Annotated in this window: 14 protein-coding genes and 2 pseudogenes; 9 read left to right on the top strand and 7 right to left on the bottom strand. The window is 64.0% G+C overall.

Annotated features, from left to right (window positions below; genetic code table 11):
- Positions 1-12: 12 nt before the first annotated feature.
- The 5 genes from OKW29_RS13340 to OKW29_RS13320 all read left to right on the top strand — a co-directional run bounded on the left by OKW29_RS13340 (position 13) and on the right by OKW29_RS13320 (position 5,215).
- Positions 13-939 (top strand): hypothetical protein, encoded by a 927-nt coding sequence (locus OKW29_RS13340; protein WP_429291382.1) that lies wholly within the window; start codon positions 13-15, stop codon positions 937-939.
- 53 nt (positions 940-992) lie between these two features.
- Complete coding sequence (locus tag OKW29_RS13335) at positions 993-1,544, top strand: hypothetical protein (RefSeq protein WP_429291381.1); 552 nt, start codon at positions 993-995, stop codon at positions 1,542-1,544.
- A gap of 165 nt (positions 1,545-1,709) precedes the next feature.
- The gene (locus OKW29_RS13330) at positions 1,710-2,753 is read left to right on the top strand and encodes a hypothetical protein (protein WP_429291380.1); all 1,044 of its coding nucleotides are present in this window, start codon (positions 1,710-1,712) and stop codon (positions 2,751-2,753) included.
- Between the two features lie 86 nt (positions 2,754-2,839).
- Positions 2,840-3,718, top strand: a complete 879-nt coding sequence (locus tag OKW29_RS13325; RefSeq protein ID WP_429291379.1) for a c-type heme family protein — start codon at positions 2,840-2,842, stop codon at positions 3,716-3,718.
- 39 nt (positions 3,719-3,757) lie between these two features.
- A complete protein-coding gene (locus OKW29_RS13320; RefSeq protein ID WP_429291378.1) occupies positions 3,758-5,215 on the top strand; it encodes a serine/threonine-protein kinase in 1,458 nt (485 codons plus the stop codon).
- A 33-nt stretch (positions 5,216-5,248) separates the two neighbouring features.
- On the opposite strand, the gene OKW29_RS13315 is transcribed toward OKW29_RS13320, so the two are convergent.
- Together OKW29_RS13315 and OKW29_RS13310 are read right to left on the bottom strand one after the other, a co-directional pair.
- Complete coding sequence (locus tag OKW29_RS13315) at positions 5,249-7,009, bottom strand: tannase/feruloyl esterase family alpha/beta hydrolase (RefSeq protein ID WP_429291377.1); 1,761 nt, start codon at positions 7,007-7,009, stop codon at positions 5,249-5,251.
- 59 nt (positions 7,010-7,068) lie between these two features.
- The gene (locus tag OKW29_RS13310; protein ID WP_184066277.1) at positions 7,069-7,302 is read right to left on the bottom strand and encodes a hypothetical protein; all 234 of its coding nucleotides are present in this window, start codon (positions 7,300-7,302) and stop codon (positions 7,069-7,071) included.
- A 180-nt stretch (positions 7,303-7,482) separates the two neighbouring features.
- On the opposite strand from OKW29_RS13310, the pseudogene OKW29_RS13305 reads away from it, so the two are divergent.
- Positions 7,483-7,890: pseudogene (locus OKW29_RS13305) on the top strand (hypothetical protein); the annotation flags it as partial.
- 180 nt (positions 7,891-8,070) lie between these two features.
- Here OKW29_RS13305 and OKW29_RS13300 read toward each other — a convergent pair.
- The 4 genes from OKW29_RS13300 to OKW29_RS13285 all read right to left on the bottom strand — a co-directional run bounded on the left by OKW29_RS13300 (position 8,071) and on the right by OKW29_RS13285 (position 14,642).
- On the bottom strand, positions 8,071-10,467 hold the full coding sequence (locus tag OKW29_RS13300) for a sensor domain-containing protein (protein ID WP_429291376.1): 2,397 nt from the start codon (positions 10,465-10,467) through the stop codon (positions 8,071-8,073).
- 149 nt (positions 10,468-10,616) lie between these two features.
- A complete protein-coding gene (locus OKW29_RS13295; protein WP_429291375.1) occupies positions 10,617-11,978 on the bottom strand; it encodes a metallophosphoesterase family protein in 1,362 nt (453 codons plus the stop codon).
- 212 nt (positions 11,979-12,190) lie between these two features.
- Positions 12,191-13,483 (bottom strand): NRAMP family divalent metal transporter, encoded by a 1,293-nt coding sequence (locus OKW29_RS13290; RefSeq protein ID WP_429291374.1) that lies wholly within the window; start codon positions 13,481-13,483, stop codon positions 12,191-12,193.
- Positions 13,484-13,808: 325 nt separating this feature from the next.
- Positions 13,809-14,642 (bottom strand): class II glutamine amidotransferase, encoded by an 834-nt coding sequence (locus tag OKW29_RS13285; RefSeq protein ID WP_429291373.1) that lies wholly within the window; start codon positions 14,640-14,642, stop codon positions 13,809-13,811.
- A gap of 181 nt (positions 14,643-14,823) precedes the next feature.
- Between OKW29_RS13285 and OKW29_RS13280 the strand changes: the two are divergent.
- From OKW29_RS13280 to OKW29_RS13270, 3 genes and pseudogenes are all read left to right on the top strand, one after another.
- Positions 14,824-14,901: pseudogene (locus OKW29_RS13280) on the top strand (nitrate reductase); the annotation flags it as partial.
- Positions 14,902-15,184: 283 nt separating this feature from the next.
- Positions 15,185-15,856 carry a SagB/ThcOx family dehydrogenase gene (locus OKW29_RS13275; RefSeq protein ID WP_429291372.1) on the top strand — a complete coding sequence of 224 codons (672 nt, stop codon included), beginning with the start codon at positions 15,185-15,187 and terminating at the stop codon, positions 15,854-15,856.
- A gap of 273 nt (positions 15,857-16,129) precedes the next feature.
- On the top strand, positions 16,130-17,023 hold the full coding sequence (locus OKW29_RS13270) for a class I SAM-dependent methyltransferase (protein WP_429291371.1): 894 nt from the start codon (positions 16,130-16,132) through the stop codon (positions 17,021-17,023).
- Positions 17,024-17,188: 165 nt separating this feature from the next.
- Here the strand turns inward: OKW29_RS13270 and OKW29_RS13265 are convergent, their stop codons facing one another.
- Complete coding sequence (locus OKW29_RS13265; protein WP_429291370.1) at positions 17,189-19,336, bottom strand: molybdopterin-containing oxidoreductase family protein; 2,148 nt, start codon at positions 19,334-19,336, stop codon at positions 17,189-17,191.
- Between the last annotated feature and the right edge of the window lie 367 nt (positions 19,337-19,703).

The raw sequence follows: 19,703 nt of genomic DNA, 5'->3' as shown, positions 1-19,703 counted from the left end.
AGGTTGCCGCCGATGACACGTTATCGCGTGTATTGCAACGTGGCGACGGGCGCGGCGCTGCTGTTCGCGTGCGTCACCACGATCGCGCTCGCCGCGGGTCCGCAGGATTCGAACAACGCCGCCGACAGACCCGCGGCCGTCGACGACGACACCGGAGCGGTGCGCTTGCCGCTTGCCCGGCTCGCCGCCGCGTTGGCCCCCGACGCGCGCCTGCAACTGTTCACCGTGACGGACCAACCCGGCCTCCATGTGATGCAGGCGGCCAGCCTCGAGCAACAGGGCGCGATGTTCACGCGCGTGGTGGCATTGCTCGAACGCCGCGATATGCCGCGCGACCGCGTGGTGTCGGCGGCGGCCATCGCGGCTCACGCGCGGCGCTTTGGCACCGACCCCGCCGGGCTGACGGCGGGCAACAACTTCAGCACGGAGGAGTTGACGCATTTTTTCGAACTCGCGCGCGAGCAGGGCGTGGTGCTGAACCAGGGCGAGCGCACGTTGCAGACGATTCTCGTGCGATGGCGTTTGATTCGCGAGGAGCAGGGGATCTGGAAAGCGACGAACGCACACGATTTTCTGATCACCATTCCCGGGCTGGGTCGCGCGCCAGGCGGCGAGACGATCGACGCCACCGTCAGGGCCGCAATCCTCAGTCACGAATTGGGCCATTGGCGGTACTTTTCGGACGGCGCATACGCACATGCGTGCCGCGCGTTCTGGTGGCAGGTATTGAGCTTCGAGGAACGCGCGGAGTTGACCCGGCAACTGGAGAATCTCGGCTACGACCCGAGCGACCGGATCGTGATCGATGAGATGCAGGCCTATTTGCTGCATACGCCTGCGCGCTATATGCCGATCATCGACACGCCGGGACCCGGCGGCGTCGATGTCGGCAAGGTGCGGCGGCGCTTGCAGGAGGCGGTTGCGAGAGCGGGCGGATAGCAAGGACGAAGCGAGCCGCGCGAATCGCGCGACACACGCTGTCGAGGTGACGCATGACGGATTACGCAGAACTCAACCGCATTTTGCCGCGCCTGTCGCACGCGCATGCGACCGCTGCGTTTAGCGACGAGGTGGCCCCGCTGCTGGTCGACCTGTGGGCTGATGATTATGTTCGGCGCGTGGCATCGTGCGAATTGCTCGAAACTTCCGTGGGCCAGTTTTCATATCTGTTCGATATGACGACCGAGCGCCTCATTGCAGCGTGGGGAATCAGTCAGGGAAAGAGTACGGTGCCGCGCAAGGAAATCGCGACGCGGATGCGCGGACATCCGCTCGCCAACGGCGGGACCTATCACCGGGGGCACGCCATTCCGCACACGCTCGGCGGTTCGACCGATATCAACCTCGTGCCGCAGCTGGGCAAGATCAATTCGGGGCCGTTCCAGGCGTTGGAACGACTGGCGGTCAGCCAAGCGGGAGCGCTTTACTTCACCTACTGGCTGTACGGGCCGGGCAATAGTCAGGTGCCCGTTGGCGTGGAGCAGGGGCTTCTGATGCCGGGGGCGACTGCGTGCACGTTCAAGCTGGCGACGTTTGGGAATTGAGGCAAGCGCGGCGGTCCGCAATAAACGACGCTATGCGCGTCTTTTTGAAAGCCGCGCGCCGCGATTGGGGAAATACGCCGTGTGTCGGCCTTCGTCGGTGAACCCCTCGACGAATCGGACCGTCTACGATAAACAGTACCGCAGACACCGACGTAACGGACCCCGATGATGCCATCCGCTCGCCGTTTCCTCGTCATGCTGGCGTCAGCCTTCCTGCGCGCACGCGCGGGCGGCGCGCTGGCGCTGTTTGCGTCGGCGGTGCCGCTCGTCCACGCGGACGTCGTCGTCTCTTTCGCCGAGAGTCCCGTGTCGGTGATTCGCGGCGCCTCGCTGTATCGGACGGGCGAGGGCGCCAGGCTGCGCGACGACGACATCATCGAAACCGACGCCGGCAAATCCGCGCAGCTCGAAGACGGTGCGGGGACGCTGATCGCGCTCGGGCCGCAAACGCAAATACTGCTCAAAACGCCGTCGGCGCCGCAAAACGCCGCGGCGGGACCGCTGCGAATCACGATGCTGAGCGGCTGGCTCAAGGTTGGCTGCAAGGTGAGCGCAGGCGCGCAACCGCCGCTGTCGATCGAGCTTCACGGCCTCGACATCAAACCTTCAGGCAATGGTCCGTGGTCGGTCGTCGCGATGACCACCGGCGAGCGCGCCGCAATCTTCGCGGAGTCCGGGGATGACGCGATCGTCGTTGTTCGCGCCCCTGCCAAGCCGCCCAGGCAGATCCTGCACGCGGGCCAGTACCTCGAGCGACATGCCGACGGGCCCCTGCGCGCGCAAGCCCGGCCATCCGCGGAGTTCATCGGCACGATGCCGCCAGGCTTCCGGGACGCGCTGGTCGGGATGGCGGGACGGCTCGCGAGCAGGCACGAACTTGCCGCGCCACTGCGCGCCGTCGATTACGCCGACGTCTCCGACTGGCTCACGAGCAGCGTCAGCGAGCGTGCCACCTTCGTCAAACGCTTTGTGCCCCGCCTGAAGACAGCGGCCTTCCGCGCGCAGGTCGACGCCCATCTGGACGTTTTGCCGGAATGGCGGCCGATTTTGCATCCACCGCCGCCGCACCCGGCGAGCGAGCCACACAAAAGGCCCGCGCAAGCGCCGCCGGCGGTGCGTCCCGAAGCGAGCGAGCCACAAAAAAGGCCCGCGCAAGCGCCGCCGGCGGTGCGTCCCGAATCCGGCCCCAACTGGCTATACCGGCACTAACCTGCGCCGGACGACGCCGACGCGCATTGACGTACCATGCACCACCAGGCGTTGACGCCCTTGCACACCATTCGCGTGGAGCAGCCATGAACCTGTCGTTGACTGTGAAGTTCAATCTCGCCTTCCTCGTCGTGTTCGCCGCGGGATTCGCCGCGACGAGTTTCGTGGCCGACCGGGTGTTGCAGGAAAACGCGGTGCAGACAACCGTGCGCGACGCGAGCCTGATGATCGAAGCCGCTACCGCAGCGCAGAACTACACGTCCGATCAGGTGACACCGCTGCTTTCCACGCAGATCAAATACGCGTTCGTCCCGCAGTCGATTCCCGCGTATTCCGCCGTCGAGAGCCTGCTCGCGATCCAGAAGAAGTTTCCGGGCTTCTCGTACAAGAGCGCGATGCTCGATCCGACCAACCCGCGCGACCGCGCCACGGACTGGGAGACCGATGTGATCCGACGCCTGCATGACCACCCCGAATTGCCCGAACTGATTGGCGAACGCGCGACGCCGTCGGGCCCCAGCCTGTACATCGCGCGGCCCACCCGCATCGACTCGGCCGCGTGCCTCGAATGCCACAGCACGCCCAGCGCGGCGCCGCGCACGATGATCGACAAATACGGGCCGGCGAACGGCTTCAACTGGCCCCTGCATGAAACGATCGGCGCGCAGGTCGTGTCCGTGCCGATGTCGCTGCCGCTGGGACAGGCGCACAGCGTCTGGCGCACGTTCATGCTGTCGTTCGCCGCGGTGTTCGGATGCGTGCTGATCGCGCTGAACCTGATGGTGCATTTCCTCGTGACGAAGCGGCTCAAGGCTTTGTCGCGCGCGGCCGACGAAGTCAGCCTCGGCAAGCTCGACACCGCATCGTTTTCGACGCGCGGCGGCGACGAAATCGCCTCGCTCGCGGTCTCGTTCAACCGCATGAAAACGAGTCTCGTCGAAGCGCTGCGGATGCTGGGGGCGTAAGCTGGCGTGATCGGCCAGCGCCCCTCGACCGGAACCCGAATGAGCCACGAAGCAACGCCTACGCGCATTGGCAAGTACCGCATCGACCGCGTGCTGGGGACGGGCGCCATGGGCGTCGTCTATCTCGCGTTCGACCCGCACCTGGAAAGACCGGTGGCGCTGAAAACCGTGCGTCGCGAACTGCTCGCCGGCGAGGGCAGGAGCGGCGACATGCTGCTGCGTTTTCGCAACGAGGCACGCGCGGCCGGTCGGCTCGCGCATCCGAACATCGTCACGGTCCACGATTTCGGCGAAGACGGCGATACGGCTTATATCGTGATGGAGTACGTCGCCGGGCATGGCCTCGATACATTGCTGGTGCCGGGCCACGCATTGCCGCTGTCGGACGCTTTCCACTGGCTCGCGCAACTGCTCGCCGCGCTCGCGTATGCGCATGAGGCCGGCGTCGTGCACCGCGATATCAAGCCCGCGAATCTGCTCCTCACGGCGGCAGGGCTTCTGAAGGTCGCCGATTTTGGCGTCGCGCGCATCGGCTCATCCGCAACGTCGTCCGGGTGGATGATCGGCACGCCGAGCTACATGTCGCCCGAGCAGTTCGAGGGCGAATCGGTCGATGCCCGCGCGGACCTGTTCTCGGCCGGCGTCGTGCTGTACCGGATGCTGACCGGCCGCCAGCCGTTCGTCGGCTCGCCGGCCACGATCAGGCAAAAGATCATCAAAGATGCGCCGGCCCGGCCATCGGAAATCGTCTCCGCGTTGCCGCCGGCGCTCGACGCGATGGTCGCGAGAGCACTCGCGAGGCGGCCGGACGACCGCTTCGGTTCGGCCGCGCAATGGCTCGCGAGCTTGAGGTCGTTGGCCGTCTCACTGGCGGCGGCCGACGATGACCGGACTATCGTGACGCCGTCCGCGCATTGGTCCGCGTCCGCTTCCTTGCCAGCGCATGCGACGGGCGTCGACCCCGCACCTGTGCCCGTGCCTTCGGCGCCGCCGAGTTGGCCGCCCGAGATGCTCGCGCGCATCGAACGCCAACTCGCGACCCAGATGGGCCCGCTCGCGAGCCTTCTGGTGCGACGCGCGGCCACCCAGACGAACGACCTGCCGACGCTCGGCGCGCAGCTGGCGGCGGCGTTGCCGGACACGGCGCGGCTCGAATTCGAGCAGGCCTTCGCGCGGCTGACGGCTGGCTTGCCCGATATGTCGATGATGACCTCGTCATCGCCGGGCTCACGCGTCGCGACGGCTGCCGCAAAGGTATCGGCTGTATCGCCCGCGAGCGCCGCGGGCACGTCACCAGACAGTGCGATCGGTCAGGCCAGCATCGATGCCGTCGCCGTTAAACTGGCCGTCTATCTGGGCCCGATCGCGAAGATGATCGCCAGTCGCGAGGCGCGGCATGCCGCGAATTTCGACGAGTTCGTCCAGCGGGTCGAGGACTGCATCACCGACCCCGCGCAACGCCGTCGATTCCGGCACGATGTCGATTCATCCAGTTAGCGCCGCGACCGGCAAGCCTCTCCATGACCGGCTTCACTGCACGCAGGTAAACGAGCTCGCGCTATTCACGTCGCCCGCGCCGTTATAGCTGGGCCACGCCGGATACTGGCATAGCGGCCGCGTGCGTCCCGGCACACCCGCCGTGTCGGTGACCACCTGATGCGCCGGCGGTGTGCCGTGCTCGACCCAGTTCTCCAGCGTCGTCAGCGAGTCCCACGACGCATTGAACTCGGTGCCGACCGCGTGCTGCAGCCCCGGAATCTCATAGAAGCGCGCGAACGAGCCGACCGCGCCAAAGCCCATCGTCACCAGCATGCGCTGATAGTAGATCTCGGTTGCCCGCGTGCTGACGGTCTGATCGACGGTGCCGTGCGCCATCAGCAACTTGCCGCCGTGCCGCATGAAGGGCGTCAGGTTCGCATCGGTCGCGTCAAGCCCCGACAGCATGCTGACGCGGCCGGACCATCGACCGGCAATCGCGGGGTTGTACTTCAGCGAGTCTGCGTCCGGGTCGTCCATCACCGTGTAGCGGACGAAGTCGTCGGCGATCTGGCCGTCGAACATCGCGGTGCTTTGCAGCGGATACGACGGCTGCGTCGTGCCGAGCGCGAGCGTCGTGACGGTGCCTTCTAGCGGTGAACTGCTGCCCACCCCGAGATCGGCGCCATACACGTTATAGCCGGGATACAGCGTTTCGCCGCTTTCGAGCGGGTACGCAAACACGAGCGGCGTGTTCATCGTGTTCAGCGCCGCGATCTGCCGGTCCGACAGGCACGTGTCGCCGCGCGCGATACCGCCGGCGCAACGCAAAGGCTTGCCGTCGACGCTGGCCGTCGCCGGGTTGAACGTCGCATTGCACGCCTGCACGTTGCTGATGAGACCGTCGACTACGCCGTCGAGTCCGTCGCAAGCCTGCATGACCGCGTTGAGCAGCAGCGCGCGCTGCGCTGTGTCGAGATACGCGCCGGGCGCTGCGAAGCCTTCGGTCACGCGCAATTGCTGAAGGCTCAGCGTCGTAAAGTCGTACGCGGGATAGAACGCGATGATGCCGTCCCAGTCACGCGGCCAGCGCTGCCCGACGGTCAGCGCCTCGCGCCCGCCAGTTGAGCCGCCCGCGAAATACGCCCTGGACGGATGCGTGCCGTAGTGCGCGTCGATGATCACGAGCGAGGCGTCATGCGTTTTCTTCAGCGCTTCTCCCATGAAGTTGTCGTAGGCCTCGGCGTTGACGGAGAACGCGCCGTTCACCGAACCGTTGGTCGCCTCGTGCCCGGAATCGCTCGCGAACACGGCGTAGCCGCGCGACAACGGTCCCGGCAGAGCCGCCGGCGCGCTCGGCACGTTACCTGTGATGGCGGGAATCGAGCCGTCGAAACCCCCGCCGCCGAGCATCAGGATCTTGCCGTTCCACTGGTCCGGCAACGCGACGTTGAACAGGATGTCTGGCGCGGATGGATCGACCGGATGAATCGCGCCGGCCACGAGGCAGTACGACCCGGTAGCCGTCGCGCCGCTGCCGCTCGCCGCCACCTGGGTCGTCGAGGTGACGACGGCGCCTGTCGTCGGCAAGCCGATCTCACGGGCGCGGATGGTCAATCCATTCAGATTCGGACAGCTGAGTTTCGATCGGGGTGGTGGCTCGTGCCTTTTGCATGCCTCGCCCTGGCATTGTCCTGCTGTCGAACCCGCGTACGCGCCGTGGCTCCACATCGCGCACAGCGCCAGCACACAGCAGGCCCCCACCCACGACGGCACGCGCCCACGCGCGCGCCACGACTCTCTGCTCAAGTTCATCGCCGTGTCTCCTTCCAGTGAGGCCTGGAGACGGCACCGGACGTCGCGGCATCAGCCCCCTATGCCATGACGTACCCATGACCTTTGACCTTTGTTGTTTTTGCCAACGGCGCGGCCACCGCGTGCGCAACGCCACGTCGCGTCTTGCGCGCAATACCGCCCGACACCGCATATCCGCACTTGCATTCGATTTGGTAGAAGTCTTTCATCGGCCTGTCGATGTGGTTCCGGTCGGCCAGAATCAACCAGTCAATCATAGTCGCTAACTCACGCAACGCGCGCCGAATCGTCATCGCGGGCACACCAGAGTGTCGTACTCGCTCGACACTGCGAAGCCACGTAAATCGAATCGGGAATAACCACCGCATCCCCGCGGTCTTGCAGGTAAGACTGACGGCAAATGGGTGATCAAATGAACATCGTCGATATGGCCCGCGCATCGGAACAGGTCGTGACGCACGAGACCAGCGGGAGCGTTGTACGGGGCGGCCGCGCTGCATTTCGCGCTGGCGATGCGAACGATCTATGCGCGCCGTCATTGGGCGTTGCCTCCGGTGGGGTGGGTGCGTCTGTGGGCAGGACTCGGCCTGCCGCTGCTGCTGATCCGTCATGCGGTGACGACCCGGCTCGCGTCCTCGCTGTATGGTTTCGAACCGGACTACGAGCGCGTCGTGATCCAGTTGCTAACGACAGGTACGCAAGGTGTGCAGCTTGCGCTGCTCGCGCCCGGATGGATACACGGATGCCTCGGACTATGGTTTCGCTTGCGTCACATGCCATGGGCGCTTCGCATGAAGCCTGTGCTGTTCACTTTGGTCATCGTGCTGCCATTGCTGTCCGCGGCGTGCTTTGTCCGGATGATGCGAACCGTCGAAGCGAAGGTCGCGGCCATGCATCGAGCGGAAAGAGGCGCGGCGATGAGTGCGGGATAGAGCGGGCAACCGGTGCGCGCGCATTGAGGGCAAAGGCGAGAACCGGAACGGAACCGGGTTGGCTGCGTCATCGTATGTAGGTCGAGGCCGGCAATCGCTAATTGCGCCCGGTCGTCGCGGAGCTGTTCGTCAGTGGGAGCAGTAGCTGGTTGCTCCCGCTGCGGACAAAGGCACGAAGCTTTCGCACTGAACCAGATTCTCCGCATTCATCGGCTTCGTCAAAAAGAACCCTTGCACGTAGTCGCAGCCTGCGTCGCGCAGCGCATGCAGCTGTTGATTCGTTTCGACACCTTCGGCCGTCACTTTGATGCCGAGTTCGTGCGACATCTGAATGATGCCCCGAACGATCGAGGCGGCCGCCGCGTCGCGTCCCAGCGTTGCCGTAAACGAGCGGTCGATCTTGACGATGTCCGGCGAAAAATCGGCCAGATAACGCAGGCTCGAGTATCCCGTTCCGAAGTCGTCGATGGCGATGCGCACGCCAAGCCGCTTGAGCGCCATCAGCGTTGCCTGCGCGAGCGAGGGGTTTTCCATCAACGCGCTTTCGGTCAGTTCGATCTGGAGGCAGCGCGGCGGCACCCGGTGTTTTCGCAGCGCCTGGTCGACTATGGCGACAAGCGAGTCATCCCTGAGCTGACGCGCGGACACGTTCACCGACATGGACAGCTCTTTCCTTCCGGCGGCCTGCCAGACGGCCAGTTGAGCGAGGGCCGCGTCCACGACCCATGCCCCGACTTCGACGATGAACCCGCTTTCTTCGAGGATCGGAATGAAGCTGCCCGGACCCACCAGGCCTCGTGCTGGATGATTCCATCGAACCAGTGCTTCGACGCCTTTCACCGCCAGAGAGGCTGGCTCATGAATACCCTGGAAATGCAGCACGAATTGGTTCGACGCCAGCGCCGTGGGCAGATTGCACTCGAGTTCGAAATCGCCGAGCACATCGCTGGATGCTTCGTCGGCGAACCGGAAGCCGTTGCGACCGCCTTTTTTCGCCGCATACATCGCGATATCCGCGCTCGTCAGCAGCGCCTCGTGATCGCGGCCGTGCTCGGGAAAGATCGATATGCCGATCGACGCCGTGACGAATGGCGCGGCGTGGTCTTTTCGAACGTCGCTTGAAAACAGGTTGAGAAGAGACTGCGCCAGGCTCGCCAACGTGGCCTTGTCGCTCTCGCCCCTGACGATCACCGCGAACTCGTCTCCGCCGAGGCGCGCTACACAGGCATCCGGCGCAAGCGCTCCCTGAATGACTTTGGCGATGTCCTGCAACAGACGGTCAGCTGCCGTATGGCCCAGCGTATCGTTCAGGACCTTGAATCGGTCGAGATCGACGAACATCAGACTGAAGGCGACGTTCTGCCTGCAAAGCGTCTTCATCTGGCGGATCAGCGCGCCCCGGTTAGCCAAACCCGTCAGACCATCGGTGTAGGCCAGATGGTCGAGCGCCGCGAGGCGTTCCTGTTCCAGCGTGATGTCTTCGCTGACACCGACGATGCGCACCACGTTCGCGGAGCCGTCGCACACGGGATAGGCCGTGCTTCTGATCCAGCGCAGGCAACCATCCGGACGGCGGATGCGGTATTCGACGCGACCTTCCGCCACCTCGGACGCGACGCGGTTCATCTCGGCGAGCAACGGCTCCAGATCCTCCGGCACCACGAGATCGAGCCACGCGGAAGGCCTGTTGCCAAGCTCTTGAGGCGTAATGCCGAACACGCTTTCGACACCTGCGCTGACATGATGACAGTGTTCAAAATGCGAGCTATACGAATAGAACACGAGCCGGACATGCAACTCCATCTCATGCATCAATTCATCGCGTTCGCGCAGTGTCTTCAACAGCTCGGATTGCTGGGTGACGTCCTCGGAAGCACAAAGCAGCGCGCTCACCGCACCGTCGTCGCCCGTCACTGGCGTGAGCGTGGAGTTCCACCACCTGGTACGCCCCCTCGTCGTCGCACAGCTTCCAGTGAACGATGTGCTCTTGCCGGAAACGGCGCCCGCCAAAGCCTTCTCGGCCGCCGTGCGGTCCTCGCCGGTCCAGAATGCGAGCCAGTCCGCGCCGGACAGTTGCTCCGGTGACTCCGCTTCCATCAACATCGCGCCATGCTCCGACACCCGCAGCATTTTTCCGTCGGTAGCGAGCACCTTCAGGCAGTCGCGATTCGCGTGCAGAAGCCCGCTCGCCAGTGCGGTGGCGGCGCTTTGCCGCGCGTAATCCAGGCCGAGTTTGCGACGAACGATCGCGAGACCGGCGACGCCCGACACGATCGACAATGCGACACGTAGGGTAATCGCCGCTTCACCGGCCGCTTGATGCACAAGAGCACCGATGCCAACGCCGGCAACGACGGCAATGCAAAGACTCGACAACGGGATGGTCCTGCGTTGACCGTACCGCGACAGGAAATAGGAAAGAAACTGCTGGTTGCGGGCTGACCAGCCATTGGCATGCGCGTCGCTATCGACCCGGGACTCAATCGGGTTGGTTTCTTTAGGGCACGAAGCCGCTTTGAATCTCACGCTGTTCTCCGACTACCGGGTCGAGCGACGGCTCGAACGCTGCGAGCCGCCTCACTTTTATTATTACGGTAGGAAGTCACAAATCTTTAATGCGGGGAAACGCGCGGGAACCGCGGTTCGCATGAGATCGGGGGCGGATTGCGCGCCCATCAGCCTTGCTGGGGCTTGACCTGCGCGAACTGACGAATGCGCTCCGCAAGAGCGGGTATTCCCGAGTCGCGAGCCACGTAGTGAGCGACCTGCCGGGTGGCCAGATCGATGGTCACCTGATCGTCGGGGGTCTTCGTGTTGGGTCCGTCAACGGCGGGATGGTATTCGATACGCAGTTGCCTCGCGTTGGCGACGAGCCGTAAATAGCCGAAGTTGCGGTCGTCGTAGCTTTCGAGGACCACGGCATCCGTGTCTTTCGACGCAGCCTGGATCAGTTGCGGCGCGCGAAGGGGCGGCTGTCCGTTGGTGGTGAGTCGCTGTACGGCGTGACCGCCGTTCCCGCAAACGATGTAAGGGATGTGGGTGCCATCGGAACGGGTTCGCGTAAAGCGCTGATAGTTGTGCGCGTGTCCCGCGAGGTCGGCATGCGGCCAGATACCGACCTCATTGCAAACAGTATCGATCTGCTGTTGCATGTCGACGCTCCAGCCATGACGGCCACGCGCCACATAGGGCGGATGGTGATGCGCGAAAAGCAGGGCGCCTCGATAGTTCTCTTTCTTCACCCGCAATAACGCCGCTTTCAGGAACTTCAGCTGGCTGTTGCCGATGTGACGGTCCGCGATCACGCCTGGGTCCTCGAGCGTATTGCTGTACAACGCAATGATGCGCACGAACGGCGCCTCGAACGTGAAGAAAACGCCTGGCTGAATTTGCGCCGTCCGTGAAAGGTTGCCCGCATCGGGAGAGACCTGGAAGCAGTCGGAGCAGAAGTTCCTCAGAAACGCCTGCAGGCTCTTCTCATGCTGCAACGGCGAAACCATTCCGTCGTGATTGCCGGCAGCGGCGAGAATCGGCGCATGATAGTTGCGGTACGGCTCATAGAACTGATCGTAGTAGTACTGCGCTTCGCCAAAGCTGTAGACGATGTCGCCCAGCAGGAAGTTGAATTGCGGCACCTCGGCGGGATCGGCTTCGTCGAAGTCGCTGACCATCTTGTCCGAAACTTCATTCTGGGTGGCCGGACCTTTCGTACTGCCGCAATCGCCGGTGGCGTGAAAGACGATCTGTCCGTTCGCGCTGATCGTATCGAGGAGCTTCTGGTTGTTGTCCACCACCTCCGCAAACGTCAGCCGGGGCTCGGTGCCGCCGCGCGGTGGCGGAAACGGCAGCGCCTTCAGCTTGTGCTCGCGGTTCAGTTCGTCGATGACCTTGTAGGCTGCGGCATCGGATGCGTGCCTGACCACGAAAGTTTGCGGGTCCGGCGTGGGTTGTGGCTGCGAGAAAACGGGCGCGGCGAGAATCCTGTCGCTGCGGTTGCCGCGTGCGGCTGATGATTCATCTGAACGCTTTTTCGGCATTTGCAATCCTCCTTGATCGTCGAACGGGAGCGGCCACGCTGTTGTCGGCAAACCGTCGGCATGTGACGGCGCTGGCGCTGGCCGGATGCACCGTTCAGACGAACCTGAAACGGGGAAGTTCAGATTCGCTTGCCGTTGCGCAACCCGTGCGGCCCGAATTGCGGCGCACCGCTGTTCCGTGCGCAAGCCGGGTTCACGGTGGCACGCGTCTGTTACGACGGTACGAACACGCCTACAGCCGCCAGCGCCATCGCGAGCGTTGCGAGCCATCCTCCCCAGGCCAGCACGCCCTTGACTGCGAACTGTCCCATGACCCGCCGGCTTCGCGCCATCAGCATCATGATGACCATGATCGGCACCGCGGTAACGCCATTGATCACCGCGCTCCAGTACAGCGCGCGGATCGGGTCGAAATGCATGAAGGTGATGGCCACACCGCCCAGGATGGCCAGTGCGATCACCGCATAGAATTCACGCGCGAGTGTCAGATGCAACGCGAGACTGCTGCGCCAGCGAAAGCTGCCCGCGGCGGCGTAGGCGGCCGAGCCGGCGAGGACCGGCAGCGCGAGCAGGCCGGTTCCGATGATGCCGAGCGCAAACAGGACGTAAGCGAAGCGCCCGGCAAACGGCTCGAGCGCGCGCGCGGCATCGGCCGAGGTCTTCACGTCGATGTGATGCAGATGCAGCGTAGCCGCCGCCGTCAACATGATGAAGAATGCAACGAAGTTGGACACCCCCATGCCAACCCACGTATCGAAACGGATCCTTCGCAACTGCGCGGGCGCCTGGTGCGGTACGCGGCGCAACGGCGCCTGTTCCGGTGCCGAGCGCATTTCTTCGACTTCCTGCGACGCCTGCCAGAAGAACAGGTACGGACTGATCGTCGTGCCCAGCACCGCGACGACCATGGTCAGATAGTCCGACGTCAGCGAGATGCGCGGCAACACAATGGCGCGCGCGACTTCACCCCAGGGGATCGGAACGATGAATGCGACCGCGACGTACGAAAGAAGCGAGAGGGCGGTCCACTTCAGAATGCGCGCATAACTGTCGTAGGGGACAAAAATCTGCAGAACGACGCAGAGCGTCCCGAGGCCGACGACATAAAGGTGCTGCAGACCTGGCAGCAGCAATCCGGCCGCGGCGCCCATCGCAGACAGATCGGCGGCGATGTTGATCACGTTCGCCACGACGAGCAGGGCGACCGCGCCGTACAGCAGCCATGCCGGATAATGCGCGCGTATGTTGGACGCGAGGCCCTTGCCGGTTACCCGGCCAATCTGCGCGCTCACCAGTTGTATTGCGGTCATCAATGGATACGTGATCAGGATCACCCACAGAAGATTGAATCCGAACTGCGCGCCGGCCTGCGAATAGGTGCCGATTCCTGACGGATCGTCGTCCGCGGCGCCCGTGATCAGGCCAGGGCCCAGGCGTCTGATCCAGGATCGCTCCACGGAATCGCGTACGGCGGATTCCGGCTCGATCAATTCTTCGTCGTTCATATATGTGTCACCTCGCGGCAACGTTTAGCAAGTCGCGGGCCCGGGCGTTCGTGCCAGCGTCGCGCGGCTTCGGGAGGCGGGCATAGGAATCGGCTGCACATCATGGACGCGCTCGACGAGCGCACCGGCGAAGATGCGCAAGGCGCCTGCGCTGACAGTGCGCGGAAATGCGGGTTTCTAAACGGGAGTAACGAACTTTGGGCCGTGCCGGCGGACACCGTCACGCATGGTGCGCAAGAGGCTTCGTCCGCAACTGGATCTCGTCGATCGCGTCAGGCAAGTCTTCGAGCACGATTGGCTTGGCGCGACTCAGTCCATGCGCGGCTCAGTCCAGTCGCGGCTTGAACGCATACTGCTCAATCTCGCCGCCGCGCGCGACCACCGCCGTGCTCTCGGGAATTTCCTCCCAAAAGCCCGCCAAGTCCTCGAGCGGCTCGGACAACACGAGGAACGCATTCTCGCCGGCCGCCTTGATGCGCTCGTCGTCGGGATACAACTCGCGCAGATGACGGACCGACGTGCTGTGAAACAGCGAGCGCGACTGTCCTTCGCTCGAATAGCGGACAGCGATGATCTGCTCGCCGTCGGTCGCGCACACGGTCATGTTCAGCGGTTCATCCACGCCATGCCGGCGGCCGGTGGCTTCGACGAATCCGACCATCCGTTCGAGCGCGGTGACGGGCGCGAACTCCAGCCCGAAGGTCAGCGCGAGAAAAAACAGCACCTCGGAATCGGTCGAGCCTTCGATGGACGGGAACAGATCGGGGTCGATCTTTACCATCAGGTCGCGGCGCACCGCCGGATAGTTGCGCACCAGGCCGTTGTGCGCGAACAGCCAGCGGCCGTGGCGGAACGGATGACAGTTGGTTTCCTGCGACGGCGTGTCGGTCGCCGCGCGCACGTGCGCGACGAACAGCGGCGAGTGGATTGCCCGCGCGGCCTCGCGTAGATTGCGGTCGCTCCACGCGGGCTGGATGCAGCGGTAGCGAAACGGAATGTCAGTGGGATGTCCATACCAGCCGATCCCGAAACCGTCGCCATTGGTGGTGGTGGCGCCGAGCCGGGAATGCATGCTCTGATCAATCAGCGAATGCCGGGCGTGGAACAGCACGGTTTCGAGCTGAAGCGGATTGCCGGTATAAGCGAGCCAGCGGCACATGATTGCTCTCCTGTCGGTTGCGCGTGACAACCCTACACCACCAGCGGGCGGCGATTGTAGGACCAAAGTCCGATTGAGGCAGACACCGTACCTGTCACTATGCCAGATGGCGTTTAGCTGCTTGCGTGCTGGGCATCGCTTTGAGCTTGCACCGGCCTGATCTGATAGAGGCAGGACGCGCATGAGCCACTTTCTGGACAGGTTACGTTACTTCACGGCCCCCCGTCCCCAGTTCTCGGATGGTCATGGTGCTGTCACATCCTGCTGGATTTTTTCAGGGTGCGTTCCACCTGTTTCATGTTCCTGTACGGGATCGTCTGGGTTTCGCTGATCCTGATCTACCTGTCGGAAGTGCGGCGCACACCGGTCGTGGGTTCCGTCGCTTAGCCGTGTTCGTGTTTGCTCCGCGCGAGTGGTCGACTGCGCCGTTGCCGCTCGACGGACCGCCCCGCAAAAGACGAGGCGGCAAATCTGCAGCACTGAGATTCGCGCAGGCTGCAGGCTCTGCCTGCCAGCCTGCTTTTTTGCTGATGGAGGTGCCGATGAAACGCCGTGAACTGTTGGTTGCGCTGGCCGCAGGCGCGCTCGCCGAGGGTTCTACCGGCCTGGCGCAGGCAAGCCAGGCGAAATTCACCGGTCAGATCGATCTGCCCAAGCCCAACCTCAAAGGCACGATATCCCTCGAAGAAGCCATCGAGAAGCGCAGGTCCGTGCGCAGATTCGCGCCAAAGCCGCTGCCGGTCGAGGCCATTGGCCAACTGCTGTGGGCCGGGCAGGGCATCACCAGCTCGGACGGCAAGCGCGCGGCTCCGGCGGCCGGCGCTTTGTACGCGCTCGAACTTTACGTGGTGACCCCCACGGAGGTGATGCACTACCTGCCTGATGGCCACCGGGCCGAGACGCGGGCGACCCACGACCTGCGCCCCGAGCTGAGAGCACTGGCGGTCAACCAGGCGTCCGTCGAGGCGGCCCCGGCCTTGCTCGTGGTGGCCGCCGACCCCAGTCGGCTGACCGCGAGGTATGGCGGGAGAGCGAATCTGTATGCCGATCTCGAGGTCGGGCACGCGACCCAGAACATGTTGCTCCAGGTCGTCACGCTTGGGCTCGTCGCGGTGACCGTGGGCGCCGTCGACGGAGCTCCGGCGGCGCGCAAGCTCGGCCTGCCTCACGCCCAGACCGTCGTCTATCTGGTCCCGGTAGGTTTTCCGGTCTAAGTCATTGCGTGAGAATGAAATGAACGCGCCCCACCCGCGAACGAAAGGTGCTCGATACTTTCAAACAGGACCTGGACCTCACGTTCGATAAGCTGACGGCAATAGAAGACACCTACAAGGCACCGCCCGCTCCCTGACACGCGGGCTCGAGGACTGGGGTCCTTCCCGGCGCGACGGCATGCGCGGACATCGATGCACCGGCCAGCAGTGCGGCAAACACGAACTTCGAAGGAGCGGGTATCGTGTGTGCCATGTCAACTCCGCGTGGTGCCTATGAAGCCGATTCTCGTGCGCTCGACCCTGGTGGAATATTCGAAGCGTCGTGCTGTCCGTTTCGCGATGACGGTGATCGCGACGATCATGGCCGGATGCGTTTCCTCCTCACAGCTGAGCGGTCATGTCACGCCTTCGCAAGCTTCCGAGGCGAAGGCGCTCGACCTGGCGGTCACCAATCCGCAACGCAGTCAGACCGCCCGGGCGCGCGACGTCTATCGTCACCCGGCGCAGACGTTGCGCTTCTTCGATCTGAGTCCGACGCAAACCGTGCTGGAGATCGCGCCGGGCGGCGGGTGGTACACGGACATTCTGGCGCCCTATCTGCACGACGCGGGTCACCTGTACGAAGCACAATATCTGAGCACGGCCGCGGACCTGGCCTCGGAAGACCGGTCAATCGATGCAGAGTATTTGCGCAAGCTCGCGGGCGCCCCCGCAATCTACGGGAACGTCGTGGTCGGCACATTGCACGCGGGCCAGTTTTTCGGCTTCGATGCACACGAGCGGTTCGATCGCGTGCTTACTTTTCGCAACATTCACAACTGGATCAAGGATGGGCAGCTCGATGCCAATCTGCGTGCGTTCCATGACGCGCTGAAGCACGGGGGCGAACTTGGCGTGGAAGAACATCGCGCCCGGCCCGGCTCGACGGTACAGCAGATGATCGAAACCGGATATGTGACTGAAGCTTTCGTGATTGACCGGGCACAGGCGGCCGGCTTCGTGCTCGCGCAACGCAGCGAAATCAACGCGAACGCGCGAGATACGAAAGATTATCCGCATGGCGTATGGTCGCTGCCGCCGGGCTACGCGGGCGGTGACGTCGACCGCTCGCGCTACGCCGCAATCGGTGAATCGGATCGCATGACGCTGAGATTCGTCAAGCCTTAGCGTGTTCTACGGGCGCCAGCCGCGGGCGGTAAGCGGCCGACGCGTTGGGCTGCGCTCAGTTTGTTGCACGACCCGCAGTAGCGTATCGACGGCAGGACGGCCGGGTAGCTGCATCGTCGCGCTCGGAAACAAATCGTTGGTTCGAACGGGGTTCTCTCTTGCGATTCAGACTACAGCTTCGATGCGTACCGGCATCGCGCTCATTACCGGCATGGCGTTGATCGGATCAAGACCAACTGTAGTGCTGAGCAACTGGTTTGGATTGGCGCCGGCGTAGGTCTCGGGCTCCTCGTCGGGCATCGGTCCCCAGCCGTGCGGAATGGACACGACGCCTCGGCGCAGCGCGGCGTCCCCTTTGACGATGGCTCGAATGCGGCCATGCGGCGAAACAATGGCCACGCACTGGCCTTCGGTCAGTCCTTGAGCAGCCAGGTCATCGGGATGCACAAAGGCCGGATTGAACGGCATGCGTCGGCGGACCGCGGGCAGGTGGTGGTACATGGTGTTCTGCACGTCGCGCACGCGCCGCACCGCCAGGCGATGCGTGAACCCCGGCGGCGCCCCCGCTTCGTTCAGTACGCCCGCCAGTTCGCACTCGACGTCGTCCGGCATCACGTCGAAGCGCGCGGCGTTCCCTGGCTCGCCGGGCTGCACGATCATCGGTTCGATCTCGTAGACTTTCCCTTGTGGGTACAGCTTCAGTTCGTCAAATGAGATCGAGCCGTGGCGAACCAGGATCGCAAGCAGCTCTTCGGTGGTCGGAGCTGCACGCATATCGAGCGGAACGTCGTCGAATATGATGGTCTTGCCCAGGCGCCGCGCCAGATCCCAGAATACGAACCAGTCGTCCACGACTTCGGATCCCTCCGGCGGCGTCGCCACGGCGGCCGAGTATTGTGCGTAAGGCTGAAACATGATGTAGGACTCATAGTCGCGCGAATGCAGGTCGGCGCGCTCGAACATCAGCTTCGGTGGAATCACATAGTGCGCGAGCCGCGCAGTGTTAGTCATGAAAGGCTCGATGCATACCAGCAGTTGCAGTTGGCGCAGCGCATCGGCGATGCGGCGCTGGTCGGGTACGGCATCGACTGGATTGCCGCCGTCGACCAACAGCGCGCGGATCTGGCCGGCGCCAGGCGTAGTGATTTCCTGGGCCAGCGTGCCGCTCATCTTCTGGCCGAACAGCATGCCATAGCCGCCGACACGGCTCTTCCAGCCGGATTCCCAGGAACGGCGTGGGGCAATCACTTCGGCCCGGCGCTGGTAGCGTGGGGCGACTACGCCGGGGTTCGGTACAGGGTCGCCGGGGCGAGCGAAGCGGCCACACACGACGTTGAGGCATTCGACCAGATGCTCGGCCAGATTGGAGTGCGGCGCCATGTTGGGCCCGGTTCCCGACGCGGCCGAGCCACGCTTGCGGCGCAGGCCGCCGGCCTCCCGCACGGGTTCCGCGAAGGCCGCAGCGGCGGCTTCGAGCCCTTCGACGCTTACGCCGGCACGCTGGGCGACGTATTCGGGCGTGAACGGCTCGACCGCGCGCGCCAGTCGTCGCAGGTCCTTGACGTAGCGCGCGCAGAATTCAGCATCGTGCCAGCCGCGACACAGAATGATGCGCAGCAGGCCAGCCAGGACGGTCGGGTCCTCGCCCGGCAGCACCTGCAGGAAGACATCGGCATGGCGGGCGGTCTCGGTCTCTCGTGGATCAATCACCACCAGCTTAAGGCCGCGCTCCTTCGCTTCGTGGAGCTGCTTGACCGGATTCTGCAATGCAAAGTTGAACGTGGATAGCGACACCAGCGGATTGGTGCCGACGAACAATAGCGCGTCGGCGAGCGCATACGGATCATTGCCGGCAGCCCAGCCGCCCAGTCGCTCAAATGCCACCCATTTGGCCGACTGGTCGATGGTCATTGTAGAGAAAAACGAATTCGAACCCAGCGCCGCGAGGAAGGCGGGCAACATATGATTGGCGGCGAGGTTAGAGTAGTTCATGGTGCCGCGAAAGGCTGCGACCGCATCGGCGCCGTGGCGCTCGATCAGTGCCAGGAGTTGTGCCGCGATCTCGGCCAGCATCACGTCAAGCGGCATCTGCACGAAACTGCCATCGGGCTGCCGTTTCAGCGGGTGCAGGAGCCGCTCCGCGCTGTTATGCGCCTCATGCAGATACGCGCCCTTGATGCAGGCGTAGCCGCGCGTGAGCGGATTGTCGCGGTCGCCCCGCGCAGCAACGACGCGTCCGGCGTCGTCCAGGGTCAAGCGCAGTGAACAGTTGCCGGCGCAGATGCGGCAGGCGGTGACGGCTTCGCGTGGCACGGCGAGCTCCTCGTGTAGTGTGGCCCACACCTCGTAACCACCCACAACTTTCGGCGTAAAGGTTAAAGCCGAGCCGGATACCTGCGCGATGACAGAGCACCCGCATACGACTAGCGCTAGATCGCCGCCAGATTGCGGCCGTCCATTCGCTATTATAAACGACGTTCATATTTTGGCAAATAGCCCGACGACCTGCTGCGAGCGCGGCTGCCCGCAAGTCCGGCACGCCGCGCCCCGGCAGGGACATCGGGCCTCGCGATGGCCCGTCGCACGAGAAGCACGCCCTCACGAAGATGGGAGGTCGATACGAACGTCAGCCAAAGCGACGCGAGTGGGATAAAAGTGGGCACCAAAGCGACGTTTCACT

The organism is Paraburkholderia sp. CI3 (assembly GCF_050436505.1).
Taxonomy (GTDB): Bacteria; Pseudomonadota; Gammaproteobacteria; order Burkholderiales; family Burkholderiaceae; genus Paraburkholderia; species Paraburkholderia tuberum.
This window is presented reverse-complemented; position numbering and strand designations above follow the sequence as displayed.

What these genes read in the sequence shown, in the direction of transcription:
- OKW29_RS13285 (WP_429291373.1), bottom strand. Translation starts at nt 14,642, where the DNA reads ATGTGCCGCTGGCTCGCTTATACCGGCAATCCGCTTCAGCTCGAAACC.
- OKW29_RS13325 (WP_429291379.1), top strand. Translation starts at nt 2,840, where the DNA reads ATGAACCTGTCGTTGACTGTGAAGTTCAATCTCGCCTTCCTCGTCGTG.
- OKW29_RS13275 (WP_429291372.1), top strand. Translation starts at nt 15,185, where the DNA reads ATGAAACGCCGTGAACTGTTGGTTGCGCTGGCCGCAGGCGCGCTCGCC.
- OKW29_RS13310 (WP_184066277.1), bottom strand. Translation starts at nt 7,302, where the DNA reads ATGACGATTCGGCGCGCGTTGCGTGAGTTAGCGACTATGATTGACTGG.
- OKW29_RS13335 (WP_429291381.1), top strand. Translation starts at nt 993, where the DNA reads ATGACGGATTACGCAGAACTCAACCGCATTTTGCCGCGCCTGTCGCAC.
- OKW29_RS13290 (WP_429291374.1), bottom strand. Translation starts at nt 13,483, where the DNA reads ATGAACGACGAAGAATTGATCGAGCCGGAATCCGCCGTACGCGATTCC.
- OKW29_RS13270 (WP_429291371.1), top strand. Translation starts at nt 16,130, where the DNA reads ATGAAGCCGATTCTCGTGCGCTCGACCCTGGTGGAATATTCGAAGCGT.
- OKW29_RS13320 (WP_429291378.1), top strand. Translation starts at nt 3,758, where the DNA reads ATGAGCCACGAAGCAACGCCTACGCGCATTGGCAAGTACCGCATCGAC.
- OKW29_RS13330 (WP_429291380.1), top strand. Translation starts at nt 1,710, where the DNA reads ATGATGCCATCCGCTCGCCGTTTCCTCGTCATGCTGGCGTCAGCCTTC.
- OKW29_RS13295 (WP_429291375.1), bottom strand. Translation starts at nt 11,978, where the DNA reads ATGCCGAAAAAGCGTTCAGATGAATCATCAGCCGCACGCGGCAACCGC.
- OKW29_RS13340 (WP_429291382.1), top strand. Translation starts at nt 13, where the DNA reads ATGACACGTTATCGCGTGTATTGCAACGTGGCGACGGGCGCGGCGCTG.
- OKW29_RS13315 (WP_429291377.1), bottom strand. Translation starts at nt 7,009, where the DNA reads ATGAACTTGAGCAGAGAGTCGTGGCGCGCGCGTGGGCGCGTGCCGTCG.